This is a genomic window from Pedobacter ghigonis (assembly GCF_903166585.1).
GTDB lineage: Bacteria > Bacteroidota > Bacteroidia > Sphingobacteriales > Sphingobacteriaceae > Pedobacter > Pedobacter ghigonis.
The window spans coordinates 196976-211720 of sequence record NZ_CAESCM010000004.1; the positions used below are offsets into that span (position 1 = coordinate 196976).

Genomic DNA, 14745 nt, shown 5'->3' on the forward strand with positions numbered 1-14745 from the left:
GAATAATAACAGGCATAACCGGGCATGAGCCCCAGTTAAATCTCATCTGAATTATGCAGGAAAATAAAGACAAAAGCATTGAAGATCTGGTAGATGATGCCAAAGGCTTTTTAGAAGCCAGGGTAGAGTACACCAGGCTTTATCTTCTAGAAAAAATATCCAAGGTTTTTGCAGATCTGGTAACGAGTGCAACCGTTATCGTTTGCTTTGTATTGGCCTTTTTGTTCGGTTCTGTTACACTTGGGCTTTACCTGGGCGAAGTTTTAAACAGTTATGCAGGCGGTTTTGGCTGTGTATCGTTGCTTTACATTTTAATTGCTGTAATTGTATATTTCACAAAAGATAAATACATAGAAAAAGCAATCATCAACATTGCTATCAGAAAGTATTTTGATAAACTAGCAGATAAGGAGGATGGCGATGAGAAGCTATAAAACAATCAGAAACCTCGAAGATCTGCAGGCTAAAAAGCTTGAGTTGAAAGTAGAATATACCCTGAAGCAAAATATGCTTAAAACAGATGCAAAAGCATACTTTCATCAGTTTACTTTAGGTGCGCTGATTAAAAAATATGCTACCCCAAGCAATTTGTTCAAAGCCGACGAAAAGCTGAACATCAGTAGTACAGCCATGTCTTTGCTTCTGCCCATGATTATGAATAAAACCATTTTCAGAGGTGCAGGTTTTTTAACTAAAGCAGCTGTTGGATTGGTTTCCGGAAAACTTGGAAAATCGCTTGATGCCGAACACCTTTCTGCCATTTTTAATTCAGTAAAAGGTTGGTTCAGCAAAAATAAAGAAAAAAAGGAAAAGAAGTTTGTCGATTATGGCATCCCGCCAGATAGCGAAACTTATTAGTTTAGTGGTTCATTTGCCATTTGTTTATTAGTTAGCAAATTGCAGATATCATTTCAAAGCAAAAGCCTCAGAATTTTAAATCCTGAGGCTTCTTTATATTTAATATCCCTTGTCCTAATGGCCATCAACTAATGAACCAGTGGCCAATGAACTATAAATCTGTTTTAATCTTAAGTTCTTTCAATTGTTTATCATCAATTGTACTTGGGCTGTCAATCATCACATCGCGGCCCGAATTATTTTTAGGGAAAGCGATTACATCGCGGATTGAATCTAAACCAGCAAAAATTGAAGTTAAACGGTCAAATCCGAAAGCAATACCACCATGCGGAGGTGCACCAAATTCGAAAGCATCCATTAAGAAACCAAATTGCTTTTGTGCTTCTTCTGCACTAAAACCTAAATGTTTAAACATTAAAGCCTGCAATTCGCGGTCGTGGATCCGGATAGAACCACCGCCAACTTCGGTACCGTTAATTACCATATCGTAAGCATTGGCACGTACATTTTTAGGATCAGTATCCAACAAAGCAATATCCTCTGGTTTTGGAGAAGTGAACGGGTGGTGCATTGCATGGTAACGTTCAGTTTCTTCATCCCATTCTAAAAGCGGGAAATCCAATACCCAAAGGGCAGAAAATGTATTTTTATCGCGCAAACCTAAACGGTTACCCATTTCTAAACGAAGCTCGTTTAATTGCTTGCGTACTTTATCGGTCGAACCTGCTAAAATTAACAATAAATCGCCTTTTTCAGTTTCAAAAGCTCCGCTCCATTGTTTAAGATCTTCTTCATTAAAGAATTTATCAACCGACGATTTGATGGTTCCATCGTCGTTATGGCGGGCATAAATCAAACCTGTAGCGCCTATCTGCGGACGTTTAATAAAATCTGTCAGTTCATCTAACTGCTTGCGCGTATAGCTTGCAGCGCCTTTGGCATTGATACCCACTACCAGTTCGGCGTTATCAAAAACAGGGAATCCCTTACCTTTTACCAGATCATTTAATTCTACAAACTGCATAGCAAAACGGGTATCGGGTTTATCCGATCCGTATAAACGCATAGCATCTGCATATTGCATACGTGGCACTTCCGGTAAATCGTAATTACGCACCTCTTTAAACAAAGTACGGATTAAGCCTTCGAAAGTATTTAATATATCTTCTTGTTCGATGAACGACATTTCGCAGTCAATCTGGGTAAACTCAGGCTGACGATCTGCCCGTAAATCTTCATCTCTGAAACATTTTACAATCTGGAAATAACGGTCGAAACCAGAAACCATCAGCAACTGCTTAAAAGTTTGCGGCGATTGAGGTAAAGCATAAAACTCACCTTCGTTCATACGGCTAGGTACTACGAAATCTCTTGCGCCTTCTGGTGTCGATTTAATCAAAACCGGGGTTTCAACTTCGATAAAATCTAAAGCATCTAAATAACGACGAACTGATTGTGCCATTTTATGACGCAAAACCAGGTTATTACGCACCGGGTTACGGCGTAAATCCAGGTAACGGTATTTCATGCGTAACTCATCACCGCCATCGGTTTCATCATCAATTAAGAAAGGAGGTAACTTAGCTGCATTTAAAATCTCCAATGCAGTAATTTTAATCTCCACATCGCCGGTAGGCATTTTTGGGTTTTTATTGCTCCGCTCTACAACGGTACCGATGGCTTTAATTACAAACTCGCGGCCAAGGCTACGTGCTTTTTCGCAAAGCTCGCGATTATCGTCCATGTTAAAAACCAATTGGGTAATGCCATAACGATCGCGGATGTCGATAAAAGTCATACCGCCTAAATCTCTTGATTTCTGTACCCAACCACATAAGGCTACATTTTCACCTAAGTTATTCAGGTTTAATGCACCACAAGTTACTGTTCTTAACATATGTTTAATCTAAATTGAGCGGCAAAAATACCGATTTTGTTTTAAAGTTTCGAGTACAAGGTTTAAGGAAATTTTGTGGTGGCAGATTTGTTGTTTTTAACCACAAAGACACCAGCCGCACAATGAAATAACGATCAACTTTTAAGTTAGTATTTCTCTTCGAGTACAATTTCTACAGCAATTATTTTCCACTCGCCGCTAACGTTTTTCCAATGCACCATTTCTTCGGTTTGGATGGTTTGTTTTTTAGAGAAAAGCAACAGGTTAGGTCTGATCACAACAGATTTCCGGGCAATTTTTTCGGTAAAAACACCTTCTTCGAAGGATGATTTTATGCGGTAATAACTGGTATCGAAATGTTTGATCCCTTTAAAATACTTTCTTAAATCGATGGAATAATCTCTTTTATTGAGGCTTACACCTCCGGCTGGCGTAAAAACAAAAGCAGGATCGAGGATGGCAAGGTAAGCATCTGCATCTTTGTTGATTAAAGCCTGATTGGCCGTTTGATGTATATCGTTTATTGCTGAAATGATTAAATCGGTTTCCATGGCATGAAGTTAAGGCTTTGTTACAGGGTTTTCAAATTAATGATGAATGGACTACAGTTTTTCCACAAAACGGCATCTCTGGCTAAAAGGTTTAGTTTATTGCACCAGCCTGTGTTAAATAAACCCCATTGAACGGATGCCAATTTCCTTCAAATTGGCTGGAGGAAAAGCGGGACTGAAAATGCCAAAAGCACAGAAACGTTCATTTTCTAATGAGATAAGTTATAGCTATAGAAGATTTTTCATCTCCTCAATTCCATCATGCAGAATTTATTTCAGCATCTCTTTATTCTTTGCGTTAATTGTAGAGAGTCCCTGAAACGAGTTCAGGGTGACATCAAAAGTGAATGATTTAGCCTGATCTTGAAATCTATTCTAAACTTTTTTATACCTTGATGCAACGTTTTAAAATCTCTCCTGTCTTATAATCAGAATATTCAAAATTTTGGAAGCCGTATACATCGATAAAAACCTAGATCTCGTAAAGGAATGCATGCAGGGAAGCCGCACTGCGCAGTTTGAATTGTACAAGCTGTATGCGAAAGCGATGTATAACGTGGCGCTGCGCATTTTAAATTATGAGGAAGAGGCTGAAGATGTTTTACAGGAAGCCTTTTTAGACGCTTTTACCAGAATTGTTGATTTTAGGCAGGAAACCACTTTTGGGCTTTGGCTTAAACAGATTGTAATTAACAAATCAATCAATTATCTGCGCAAGCGTAAAATGGAATTTGTAAGTACCGATGAAATAACGGAGGTGCCTGATGAAGTGAGTTTTGATGATTACGAGGTACAATTACAGGCTGAGGAAATTAGAAAAGCCATTACCGAATTGCCAGATGGCTACCGGGTGGTATTGAGTTTGTACCTTTTAGAAGGGTACGACCATGAAGAAATTGCACACATTTTAAAAATAAGTGAAAATACAAGTCGCACACAGTATATGCGTGCCAAAAAGAAGTTAAAAAGCATTTTAGAACAGAAAGGGATGAGAGATGAATAATGGCAGATTAGAAACCTTTGTAAAAGAAAACCGCAAAGCCTTCGATGTAATGGAACCATCGGCAGCACTTTGGGCCAAAATTGAAAAGGAATTAGACAACAAAAAGAAAAAAAAGCCGGTAAAGCTGTATTTATGGATGAGCGCCGCAGCCGCTATAGTAGTGGTAATTGGTTTGGCCTTGTTGTACACCGTAAAAACGCAAAACAGCAATTTGGAAATCGCCGACGTTAGCGCTTCGTACGCTAAAAAAGAGGTTCATTTTGCAGGCTTAATTACCGAAAAGAGAGACAGCTTAGCCATTTTCGCTTCGGCTAACCCCGAGTTGTATAAAAAATTTACCGCTGATTTGAGAAAGCTTGATGAAGATTACGAAAGATTAAAATCGGAACTACCTACATCGCCCAACCAAACTTTTGTGGTAAAGGCTATGGTGAAGAACCGCGAAATACAGCTACAACTCTTAAAACAACAATTGTTAATTATAAATCAGGTTGACGATTACAAAAGGGTTAATCAGATTTAGAAAGCTTAAAGACCAAGGGTGAAAAAGTCCGAAGTCCGGGGTCCGAAAGACGAGAGCTTAAAGCAGAAAGATGAAAAGCTTAGGTGCGCTAAGGTTTCTGAGGTGGTAAAAAATAGAGGTTAACTATATAAAACATTAAAATTACGCGCTTTCGGGAAAAGAATTTGGGAGGAAACGCTCACCACATTGAATTGCTTATGCCAGCCGGCAGGTTTTAAGCCATTTAATGTTTAACAATTAACAACATGAAAACAATAAAAATACTTCTAGCCTTTATGGCTTTAATAGCCGTAAAAGCCAATGCCCAGGAGGCAACAGTTAACAGCCCGTCAGAAAAAACGGTGATAGAAAATGTAGAAAAATCTACCACACTGGCCATGGTGAGCCATCGCCAAAACACGCAGAATGGGAGTGATGCCGAGCGCACAAAATCTTTCAGCAAGAGTTTTAGTGTAGATAATAACGACAAGGTTAACCTTAACAATCAGTACGGATCGATCGTGATTAAAACCTGGGACAAAAAAGAAGTTAAGGTTGATATCGACATTAAAGCTTACAGCAACTCTGACAGTGATGCCCAAAAATTAATTGATGGCGTAAGTATTGAGGCCAATAAAACAGGCGATGTGGTATCGATAAAAACTAATTTTGCTGATCGTGGTGGCAATAATTTCATGGGCAGGATAACCAAAAACGGAGTTACCAAACGCCGGGAACTTAAAATCTCCTACATCATTTATATGCCCGCTGTTAATCCGCTTACAGTAATGCAACAGTACGGTAACGTAAATATGGACGATTTTTCGGGTCCTACTTCGTTAAAAGTACAGTACGGAAGTTTAACCGCCGGCAATTTAAGCAACACCAACAACTACATCAATGTGCAGTATGGTAAATGTACCGTTCAGGATATAAACGCCGCGGTAGTAAAACACAGTTATAACGGCCCGGTAAGCATTGGTAGCGTAGGTACTTTAGAACTAACTGCCGAATATGTAGCAGTAAATGTAAATACCATCCGTAAATCGGCCGATATTAAGGTTGAATATGGTGGAGGCTTAACTGTTGGTAACATCGGTGGCAATTTATTGCTTAATACCGAGTATGCAAAGGTTGATATCAATAGCGTAAAAGGAAATACAGTTATTAAACAAGGCTACGGTAGCTTAAACCTGGCCAGCGTAGGTAAACTTAATTTAAAAACCGAGTACACCAATGTAACATTAGGCGCTCTAAATGGCGATGCACTAATTGACATGGAGTACAACAAGCTCAGCGTGGCCGACATTACCCCGGCTTGCCACAACTTTACTTTTACCGGCGAGTATGTAAGTACAGCCCTTGGGTTTAACGACCGGTATAACGCAAACTTTAATCTCGCCACATCGTATGCCGGCTTCAAATACGGCTCAAACGTATCGGCAAGTAAAGTTAGCGATGACGACGAAACCAAAAAATATGCAGGTAAAATTGGTTCAGGTGGCGGCGCTACTGTAAACATCAAATCAGAATACGGATCAATCACCTTTAAATAAGAATTTTAGAGACCAAATAAACTATAGTCCTGTCTATTTTATAGGCAGGACTTTTTTATTTACCACTGTCCGATAACGGATATCAAAATGTTCGATTACGAACACCTCTATAATTGTAATTGCCAATAGGTCAATCCAGATAGCCTTTTTTCAGTTGGTATAAAAATTGAAAGCCAAAATCATCGAGATTAAACTAAACAAACTATGAAAAAAATTCTTTTAATGCTTCTATTGCCTTTAACGCTACTCGCGCAATCGAACAAATTAACCAAAGCGGATAAAATTTATGGCCTTTCAAAATTCTGGCAAGAGGTAAATTACAATTTTGTTTACCTAAATAAAGTCGATCGTGCAAAATGGGACAGCACATATAAGGCTTTGATTGTAAGCATTCCTGAAACCAAAACCGACTATGAATATTATCTGGAATTGCAACGGTTTTGCGCCATGCTAAAGGACGGACATACCAATATCTATATGCCTGCAGGTAAAGATTTTGAACCGATGAACACCATGTTTGGCGATTATCGTTTCTTTATCGAAAACGTAGAAGACAAAGCCATTATTACCCGGGTTAACCTTAGCAAGAAAAATGAAATTCCGGTTGGAAGTGAGGTGATAGCTGTGAATGGTAAACCCACAGCACAATACGTGGCAGAACATGTTTCGCCCTATATTTCCTCTTCTACCGATTATGTTTTGATGGATTGGAGCATTAGTAAACTGCTTCAGGGTGTTGAAGGCAGCCAATTCGAAATTAAAATCAAAAAACCCAACGGACAACTTTTAACCCTCAACTTAACCCACAAACGGACTGAAGAAAAAGAGGTTTTCCCTGCATTTCCAGCCGAATCGGCTTTGCTCGACTTTAAGTGGTATCCCAATAATGTAGCCTACGTTGCACTTAACTCGTTTGGGGATGAGAAAATAGATTCGCTTTTTACCGCCAAATTGCCAGAACTTTATAAAGCCAAAGCCATAATTGTTGATTTGCGGAATAACGGTGGTGGGAGCACGGGCATTGGAAGCTATATTCTGAAATATTTAACCAACGACAGCTTACTCTACGGCTCTCGTTATTCGACCCGCCAACTCAATTCAGCTTTTAAAGCCTGGGGCCACTATACCACAGCAAAAGATACTGCTAATAGTGAGTGGAATAAGAAAGCCCTGTTAACTTTCCAGGATAACTATTTTTATCACTTTGATTACAATCCATTAAAGAATAAGCTTGCGGAAAAGCGGATTGTTGTTCCCACAGCTCTATTAATTGGTCATAACACAGCTTCTGCAGCTGAAGATTTTTTAATTTATGCCGACAACCAAAAGCACATGACCAAAATTGGCAGAAACTCTTTCGGAAGTACCGGACAGCCTTATCTTTTTGATCTTCCAGGTGGTGGCAGTGCAAGAGTATGCACCAAAAAAGATACCTATCCTGACGGGCGGGAATTTGTAGGTTATGGTGTAAAACCCGATATAGAAGTGATTCCAATCGTAAAAGATTTTATGGCCAATAAGGATACTACACTGAACACTGCAATCGATTACCTCAATAAAAAGATAAAATAATCAATCCCTTAAGTCCCGGTAAATTTTGCCGGGACTTTTTATATTTTAGCCTTTCTATGAGGATTTACATTTTTGCATTGCTTTTGATCTCAGGTTTCGTCCAGGCCCAGGAAACTCCAGTGGTTAAATGGGCAACACAGGAAACTTTTTTTGAAGATTTAAGCGGTAAAGATTTACCAGACTTTGAAGGACTCACCATCAACCAAAAAACATTTGGTAAAGCTGATTTAAAAAACCAGATAGTGGTGATTAATTTCTGGTTCGAAAAATGTCCGCCCTGTCTGGCAGAAATGCCTGAATTAAATAAACTGGTTGGCGAATACAGGGAAAAGGGCGTACGTTTTATCGGGATTACACATGACACACCCATGCGCGCGAGGCGTTTTCAAAAACGGAATGGCTACCAATATGAAATTGTTTCGTTAACTCATGACGAAATCAGAAAGCTGAACATTAACCATGGCTTCCCTTCCAACATCCTGATTGGGAGCAATGGCAAAATAGTTTATGCTACGGCCAACATCTCTTTCACCGATACGGCATTTAAAGCCAAATCGGTTCTATTTGAACAAAAATTAAAGGCAGAGATTGAAAAAAATCGAGGATCAGGCATAAATATCCCGAAGAAATAGGTTAACTATAAAAGAGATATGCTTATCTTAGTTTTAATCAGGCATATTTTGGCCACACATAACAAATAGCTCAAAACCAGGCAATGAAATCTGTTAACAGCAAAAATATATACCTCACCATCATCACTTTAATTGTCTGGTTTTCGCTTGCTCTGCAATTTAGTTTAAGCTTAGCACTTTATAATGGAGCGGTTTTGCCAACCCTTAAAATACTGTTGTCTTTTTTCACGGTTTTAACCAACCTGGGTGTGGCCATCTGCTTAGCAGCCCAATTGTTGTTAAAGCAAACTGCCTTAGGTGTCTTTTTCTCGAAATCCTCAACACAAACTGCTATAGCCGTATATATATTTTTAGTGGCTTTGGTTTACAATGTAGCGCTACGCGGTTTAGATCAGCCACAGGGCTGGCATAGCCTCAGCAATGAACTGCTGCATGTCATTAATCCCTTGCTCTTTGTAATCTACTGGATTGCTTTTGTAGATAAAGCCAAACTCGAATACAAACAAACCATTGGCTGGCTGGTTTACCCGCTGCTGTATGTTATTTTTATCGTGATAAGGGGCTATTTGATCAGGCAATATCCTTACCCTTTTATTAATGTGGTAAAAATTGGTTACCCCAAAGCGATTTTAAATACCACTATTATTTTGGTTGTATTTTGGATTCTATCTTTAATTTTTGTCTTTGCAGGAAAGAAAACAGTTAAAGCTTAAAGCACATACTCATCGTTTATGGGTTTAACGGGTTCAGGAATTTCTTCTTCTTCCAACATCTGTAAAAGGTTAATTTCAATTGTCCGGGTAATTTGATTGAGTGGTACCCCTGCCGAATTATTTTCGAAAGGATTAACCAGACTCATACCGTTAATCTGTGTAGATACAAATACAAAACCGATTAACCAGCCCAAAAATATAGCTGCAGGCCCTGCATCCTGACTAATAACCAGGGTAAAGGTGACAACAAACAGCCAGATAAACACCTTCGTTAAATAACTATAGGTAGTTGGGAAAATGGTATTTTTAATCCTTTCGCTCATACCCATCGAATCAGAAAAGCGGGTTAACATTTCGTTAATTTCGATAAACCTGAAACCATCAACAGCACCAGATTTAGAAAGCTGCTGCAAATCTCTCGATTGGATATTCAAAAGCGCATTGTGCTTATTGTTATGCTTTTCCATTTCCTGTAAATCGGCTTCTGGCAAATACTTCGTGTAAATTTCATCAACTGTCCCCCTCAAATTGGCTTTTAAGGCATATAAAAAAGCAATGTGCCTGCGAATCATCCGCTTCACACTTTCAGGGTCGTTATCAGCATAATTAATCAATGCCCTGGCAAAAGAACGCGAATCGTTAACCAGTGCGCCCCACACTTTCCGGGCTTCCCACCACCTATCGTAAGCCTGATTGTTGTTAAAGCCAATAAAAAAAGCGATGGCCGTACCCAAAACCGTTGGAATAATGGATGGAATAGAAAAATGATGGGCGATTAGATATTCGCGTACGAAATAAGCCGCTGTGCAGGAAGCGATCATAATCAGATCGACATGCCATGTATTTCTTAAAATTCGACTTAACCTAATATTCTGTACTAAAAGCATATATTCTAAATGGAAAATGAAAATACAAAACTAAAGGCAAAATGTTTCATTCGCGACGAAATTTAATGGCAGACAGTGCAGGTTGCCGATTGTAAACCAAATGTTTATATTGGGAAACCAAATATTCCCGAATTTTTATGAGCGACGCTTTACCTAAGAACAACATTTTTAAAGTTATTGGTGCATCATCACTGGGCACTCTGATTGAATGGTACGATTTTTACATTTTTGGCAGCCTTGCCGTAATTATCGGTCACCAGTTATTCCCTGAAGATGCCGGCGCATCGGCCCTGATTAATACCCTTGCTATATTTGCCGCTGGCTTTATTGTACGCCCATTTGGCGCTCTGGTTTTTGGTCGCTTAGGCGATTTAATTGGCCGAAAATACACCTTTCTTTTAACGTTGGTGCTAATGGGAGGATCGACCTTTTTTATAGGCCTCATTCCCTCTTATAAAAGTATTGGCTACGCTGCGCCTATTTTGGTACTCGTATTAAGGCTAATTCAGGGTCTGGCTCTGGGTGGTGAGTATGGAGGTGCCGCAACTTATGTTGCAGAACATGCTCCTGAAAATAAACGTGGCTTTTTTACCAGCTGGATTCAAACTACTGCGACATTGGGCTTATTCCTTTCGCTGGGTATTATTGTAATTACCAAAAACATTTTAGGTGCCGAAACTTTTGGCGACTGGGGCTGGCGGATTCCTTTTCTGCTATCCATTGTGCTGGTAGTGGTATCCATTTATATCCGGATGAAAATGCACGAATCGCCCCTGTTTTCGAAACTGAAAGCGGAAGGAAATGTTTCAAAAAATCCGTTAAAAGAAAGTTTCAGTAATAAGGCAAATTTTAAAATGGTGCTGCTAGCTTTGTTTGGTGCTACGATGGGCCAGGGTGTAATTTGGTATACCGGGCAGTTTTATGCGCAATCCTTTTTAGAAAACACCTGTAAGCTTGATTTTAATGATTCGAGATATATTTTACTGTGGGGTATCGCTTTTGCCACCCCGTTTTTTGTGGTATTCGGAGCCTGGAGCGATAAGGTGGGCCGAAAATGGATAATGCTTACCGGTATGCTGCTGGGCATTCTTTTTTATCGTCCTATTTATCAGATTTTTCTGGACGACACCGATTACACCAAAATTGAACAGGCTGATATTTTATCTTCAACTGCTGCCCCGGCAAGCGCTGTATTAATCCAAAATTCGGCTGATAGTTTAAGAACAGTGGTAACCAAAGTTGTGCTTAAAAACGGTGCTTCTTTTAACCGCGTGCAAACCGATACTGTTACTTTAAGCAATGGCATTTTACCAGCAAAAGAAATCATTAAAGATAAGGTTCTACCCGAGCCTGTATTCTGGAAGTTTGTGGGGTTGATATTCTTCCAGATTTTATTGGTTACCATGGTTTACGGACCTATTGCAGCATTTTTGGTTGAGCTTTTCCCAACCAAGATCAGATACACCTCTATGTCTTTACCATACCACATTGGCAATGGTGTTTTCGGCGGGCTTGTTCCTTTTATTGCCACTTTAATAGCCAGTTTTTCGGGGTCTACACCATTATCGGGCTTGTGGTACCCAATTGGTATTGCCGCATTGAGTCTGGTTATCGGCACTATTTATTTATCGAACAAAAGAGACGAAAACATTAACGATTAGCAATTAAGAAAATGAATATACTGAAGAAATTTTTAGGCTTAATCTGGATGGTTTTAGGGCCATTGGCGATGACATTTTTGTTTTTACAAGCCGTAGATAAAGTGGGTTTAACCCATACCGATATTGAGCGTACTAATACCATTTTGCAGTGGGGGATTATCCTGTTTATTTTCCTGCCAATAAGCTTAGGCCTAATGATTTTCGGCTTCTATGCCTGGAAAGGTGAGTACGATAAATTACCGGAGAACTCGGAAGATATATAGGTATTATTTTTACCGCTTGCGCGCGTTTCTAACGCGTGCGAAAATAACACGTTGTATTTTACGACACTAAGTACATTTTGTCACGGAGGCACGGAATACACAGAAAAATCTGTAATAATCGGTGTCTCCACGGCTATTAAAGCTACAGCCAAAAAATTAAAGTACCCGCAGCAATAAACCTTTCAGGTATTCGCCTTCCGGGAAAGAAATCCTAACCGGGTGATCTTCCGGCTGGCAGAATTGTTTAATAATCTGTACTTCTTTTCCTGCATCGAGGGCTGCCCAGGCAATAATTTGCTTAAAGGTTTCGATGTCAACCGCTCCGGAGCAAGAGAAAGTAGCCAAAAGGCCACCTTTTTCTAAAAGCAACATACCTAAACGGTTCAAATCTTTGTATGCCCTGGCCGCGCGGTCTAAGGCCGAACGAGAGGGAGCATATTTTGGCGGATCGAGCACAATCACATCAAACAACTCGCCCGATTCTTTAAAGGCTCTTAATTGTTTATTTACATCCGACTGGATGGCCGTAACTTTGGCCTCGTCGAACTGATTAAGTGCTACGTTTTGTTTAAGGGTTTCTACAGCAAGCCCTGAACTATCTACACTCGTAACATTTGCAGCACCGTTAGCTAAACTATTTAAGCTAAAACCACCGCTGTAGCTAAAGCAATCTAATACCTTTTTACCTTTGGTATAGCTGGCTAAAATGCTTCGGTTATCGCGTTGATCGCAATAAAAGCCCGATTTTTGTCCTTCGGCAATATTAATGTGGTAGGTAATCCCGTTTTCTTTAACCGCTAAAAACTCTGGTGGGTTTTCACCCCAAAGTAAGCCATTTTCAACCGGCAAACCTTCGTGGGTACGGGCAGTGGCATCACTTTTATCAAATATACCTTTGGGCTGAAGTTCAGCTTTTAAGATTTCTACAATTTCGGTTTTTACCTTTTCGATACCTGAACTTAAAATTTGCAGCGAGAGAAAATCGGCATACTGATCAACAATTAAACCAGGCAAGAAATCAGCCTCGCTAAAAACCAGTCGACAGGTATTCGTTTGGTCGCCCAAAATAAACTGGCGCGAAGCAATGGCTTGTTTTAACCGGTTTTGGTACCAGCTAAAATTAATTGTTTGGCTTTCATCCCATTCCAGCAAACGAACAGCTACGCGCGAGTTGCTGTTGTAATAACCATAGGCTAGAAATTCCTGATCAAAGGCATATACTTTTACCACATCACCATCTTCGGGTTTTCCCTTAACTTTTTCAAGCGCACCAGAAAATACCCATGGATGCCTTTGTAATGCTGCTTTTTCTTTGCCTTTTTTTAACGTGATTTCTACCATGCTGCAAAGGTAATTAAAAGCGGGCGAATGTTAAATGTAATGTGGAAGATGTAAGGTTTTAACCAATTACAAGAACCTGTTCCCGATCGTTTTCTGCATCTTAACCAACTCAGTATCTAAAATTTTGGTTTCGAATTCGGTAACCGGCCTTTTGGCCTCAATCATCGAGATCAGCAATTCGGTAGCTACCTGACCCATTTCAAAAGCAGGTTGTTTTACTGAAGTTAATGAAGGCGAAAACAGTTCGACCAGGTTTGAGTTGGTAAAGCCTGAAATAGCAATATTATGGGCCACTTCAGGGTTGGTTTTCTTCAGCGCCATAATACAACCTGTTGTTAAGCGGTCGCTCGAAATAAAAATTCCATCGGGTTTGAGCGGCAAAAGCTCTTTAACAGCCTGCTCGAGCTCGGCGCTATGCATACCGCCATGCTGGCAATACTTAACCAGTTCGGGTTTAAATTCGATATGATATTTAGCCAGTGCAGCTTTATAACCTTCCAGCCGTTCTTTTGTGATCGACAGGTTTTCTGAATTGGTTAAATGCGCGATGGTTCTTTTTCCGGATAAAATAAGATGCTCGGTAGCATCGAAAGAGCCCTTAAAGTTATTGGCGATTACTTTGTGGGTTTCAAAATCTTCGGGTACCCGGTCAAAAAAAACAATTGGCAAGCCCTTGCTGTATAAGTCTCTGAGGTAGTCAATGTCCTGTGTTTCAGACGATAGCGCAATTAAAAGCCCATCGATTGAACGCGAGGCCAAATGCTCTACGTTGAGCTTTTCTTGTTTATAAGATTCGTGGCTCTGTGAAATAATTACATGGTAATCTTTATCGTAAGCAATAGATTCGATGCCGTTAATTACCTGCGAAAAGAAATTATTGGCAATTTCGCTCACAATAATGCCAATTGAATAACTGCGGCGTTCTTTAAGGCTCCTGGCGATAGGGTTCGCCCTGTAATTTACCTTCTCGGCATAGGCCAGAACCAGTTTTTTCGTCTCTTCACTAATTTCGTAACGGTCTCTTAAAGCCCTTGAAACTGTCGATGTAGACAGTCCTAATGCTTTAGCAATATCTTTTATGGTAGATGTTTCAAATCTCATGGCATGTACTTGCGTACAAGTTACAAAAAATATCGCTGATGGCTATTCTGCCAAACATTTTAATAAACGTCATAAACACGTTTTTGGGAACGTTTGCACAGATTTTTAGTTAAATTCGGTTTCAAACGGTTTTTAGTTTGTAAAATTGTTACATCAACGTAACCAAATATAAACAAAGTAAAACATCCCGAAACTAGAATTTTATTCT

Annotated in this window: 15 protein-coding genes; 10 read left to right on the top strand and 5 right to left on the bottom strand. The window is 39.7% G+C overall.

Features of this window, described 5'->3' with window-relative positions; genetic code table 11:
- Positions 1-53: 53 nt before the first annotated feature.
- Together HWV58_RS08550 and HWV58_RS08555 are read left to right on the top strand one after the other, a co-directional pair.
- Positions 54-434: a phage holin family protein gene (locus HWV58_RS08550; protein ID WP_175633698.1), complete on the top strand. Its 381-nt coding sequence runs from the start codon at positions 54-56 to the stop codon at positions 432-434.
- A complete protein-coding gene (locus HWV58_RS08555) occupies positions 421-858 on the top strand; it encodes a hypothetical protein (protein WP_175633699.1) in 438 nt (145 codons plus the stop codon). Before HWV58_RS08550 ends, HWV58_RS08555 begins: the two co-directional genes overlap by 14 nt.
- Positions 859-1009: 151 nt before the next feature.
- Here HWV58_RS08555 and aspS read toward each other — a convergent pair whose 3' ends face one another.
- Both aspS and HWV58_RS08565 read right to left on the bottom strand, forming a co-directional pair.
- Entirely contained in the window at positions 1010-2755 is a 1746-nt protein-coding gene (gene aspS, locus HWV58_RS08560; protein WP_175633700.1) for an aspartate--tRNA ligase, read from the bottom strand.
- 146 nt (positions 2756-2901) lie between these two features.
- Positions 2902-3306: a nuclear transport factor 2 family protein gene (locus HWV58_RS08565; protein ID WP_175633701.1), complete on the bottom strand. Its 405-nt coding sequence runs from the start codon at positions 3304-3306 to the stop codon at positions 2902-2904.
- A 445-nt stretch (positions 3307-3751) separates the two neighbouring features.
- Between HWV58_RS08565 and HWV58_RS08570 the strand changes: the two genes are divergently transcribed.
- The 6 genes from HWV58_RS08570 (at position 3752) to HWV58_RS08595 (ending at position 9284) form a co-directional block, all read left to right on the top strand.
- Positions 3752-4309, top strand: coding sequence for an RNA polymerase sigma factor (locus HWV58_RS08570; RefSeq protein WP_175633702.1), 558 nt, complete (start codon positions 3752-3754; stop codon positions 4307-4309).
- The gene (locus tag HWV58_RS08575) at positions 4302-4832 is read left to right on the top strand and encodes a hypothetical protein (protein WP_235972683.1); all 531 of its coding nucleotides are present in this window, start codon (positions 4302-4304) and stop codon (positions 4830-4832) included. Before HWV58_RS08570 ends, HWV58_RS08575 begins: the two co-directional genes overlap by 8 nt.
- A 245-nt stretch (positions 4833-5077) precedes the next feature.
- Positions 5078-6367, top strand: coding sequence for a hypothetical protein (locus HWV58_RS08580; protein WP_235972684.1), 1290 nt, complete (start codon positions 5078-5080; stop codon positions 6365-6367).
- 204 nt (positions 6368-6571) lie between these two features.
- Positions 6572-7939: a S41 family peptidase gene (locus HWV58_RS08585; RefSeq protein WP_175633703.1), complete on the top strand. Its 1368-nt coding sequence runs from the start codon at positions 6572-6574 to the stop codon at positions 7937-7939.
- Between the two features lie 56 nt (positions 7940-7995).
- Positions 7996-8571 carry a peroxiredoxin family protein gene (locus HWV58_RS08590; protein ID WP_175633704.1) on the top strand — a complete coding sequence of 192 codons (576 nt, stop codon included), beginning with the start codon at positions 7996-7998 and terminating at the stop codon, positions 8569-8571.
- Between the two features lie 83 nt (positions 8572-8654).
- Positions 8655-9284: a Pr6Pr family membrane protein gene (locus HWV58_RS08595; RefSeq protein ID WP_175633705.1), complete on the top strand. Its 630-nt coding sequence runs from the start codon at positions 8655-8657 to the stop codon at positions 9282-9284.
- On the opposite strand, the gene HWV58_RS08600 is transcribed toward HWV58_RS08595, so the two are convergent.
- Positions 9281-10171, bottom strand: coding sequence for a bestrophin family protein (locus HWV58_RS08600; protein ID WP_175633706.1), 891 nt, complete (start codon positions 10169-10171; stop codon positions 9281-9283). The genes HWV58_RS08595 and HWV58_RS08600 overlap by 4 nt on opposite strands.
- Before the next feature lie 137 nt (positions 10172-10308).
- Here HWV58_RS08600 and HWV58_RS08605 point away from each other — a divergent pair, with 137 nt between their 5' ends.
- Both HWV58_RS08605 and HWV58_RS08610 read left to right on the top strand, forming a co-directional pair.
- On the top strand, positions 10309-11832 hold the full coding sequence (locus tag HWV58_RS08605; RefSeq protein WP_175633707.1) for an MFS transporter: 1524 nt from the start codon (positions 10309-10311) through the stop codon (positions 11830-11832).
- 11 nt (positions 11833-11843) lie between these two features.
- On the top strand, positions 11844-12095 hold the full coding sequence (locus tag HWV58_RS08610; RefSeq protein ID WP_175633708.1) for a DUF6814 family protein: 252 nt from the start codon (positions 11844-11846) through the stop codon (positions 12093-12095).
- Positions 12096-12251: 156 nt separating this feature from the next.
- Here HWV58_RS08610 and HWV58_RS08615 read toward each other — a convergent pair whose 3' ends face one another.
- Together HWV58_RS08615 and HWV58_RS08620 are read right to left on the bottom strand one after the other, a co-directional pair.
- A complete protein-coding gene (locus HWV58_RS08615) occupies positions 12252-13436 on the bottom strand; it encodes a class I SAM-dependent rRNA methyltransferase (RefSeq protein ID WP_175633709.1) in 1185 nt (394 codons plus the stop codon).
- A gap of 66 nt (positions 13437-13502) precedes the next feature.
- Positions 13503-14537: a LacI family DNA-binding transcriptional regulator gene (locus tag HWV58_RS08620; protein ID WP_175633710.1), complete on the bottom strand. Its 1035-nt coding sequence runs from the start codon at positions 14535-14537 to the stop codon at positions 13503-13505.
- Positions 14538-14745 lie beyond the last annotated feature (208 nt).

What these genes read in the sequence shown, in the direction of transcription:
- HWV58_RS08550 (WP_175633698.1), top strand. Translation starts at nt 54, where the DNA reads ATGCAGGAAAATAAAGACAAAAGCATTGAAGATCTGGTAGATGATGCC.
- HWV58_RS08555 (WP_175633699.1), top strand. Translation starts at nt 421, where the DNA reads ATGAGAAGCTATAAAACAATCAGAAACCTCGAAGATCTGCAGGCTAAA.
- aspS (WP_175633700.1), bottom strand. Translation starts at nt 2,755, where the DNA reads ATGTTAAGAACAGTAACTTGTGGTGCATTAAACCTGAATAACTTAGGT.
- HWV58_RS08565 (WP_175633701.1), bottom strand. Translation starts at nt 3,306, where the DNA reads ATGGAAACCGATTTAATCATTTCAGCAATAAACGATATACATCAAACG.
- HWV58_RS08575 (WP_235972683.1), top strand. Translation starts at nt 4,302, where the DNA reads ATGAATAATGGCAGATTAGAAACCTTTGTAAAAGAAAACCGCAAAGCC.
- HWV58_RS08580 (WP_235972684.1), top strand. Translation starts at nt 5,078, where the DNA reads ATGAAAACAATAAAAATACTTCTAGCCTTTATGGCTTTAATAGCCGTA.
- HWV58_RS08585 (WP_175633703.1), top strand. Translation starts at nt 6,572, where the DNA reads ATGAAAAAAATTCTTTTAATGCTTCTATTGCCTTTAACGCTACTCGCG.
- HWV58_RS08590 (WP_175633704.1), top strand. Translation starts at nt 7,996, where the DNA reads ATGAGGATTTACATTTTTGCATTGCTTTTGATCTCAGGTTTCGTCCAG.
- HWV58_RS08595 (WP_175633705.1), top strand. Translation starts at nt 8,655, where the DNA reads ATGAAATCTGTTAACAGCAAAAATATATACCTCACCATCATCACTTTA.
- HWV58_RS08600 (WP_175633706.1), bottom strand. Translation starts at nt 10,171, where the DNA reads ATGCTTTTAGTACAGAATATTAGGTTAAGTCGAATTTTAAGAAATACA.
- HWV58_RS08605 (WP_175633707.1), top strand. Translation starts at nt 10,309, where the DNA reads ATGAGCGACGCTTTACCTAAGAACAACATTTTTAAAGTTATTGGTGCA.
- HWV58_RS08610 (WP_175633708.1), top strand. Translation starts at nt 11,844, where the DNA reads ATGAATATACTGAAGAAATTTTTAGGCTTAATCTGGATGGTTTTAGGG.
- HWV58_RS08615 (WP_175633709.1), bottom strand. Translation starts at nt 13,436, where the DNA reads ATGGTAGAAATCACGTTAAAAAAAGGCAAAGAAAAAGCAGCATTACAA.
- HWV58_RS08620 (WP_175633710.1), bottom strand. Translation starts at nt 14,537, where the DNA reads ATGAGATTTGAAACATCTACCATAAAAGATATTGCTAAAGCATTAGGA.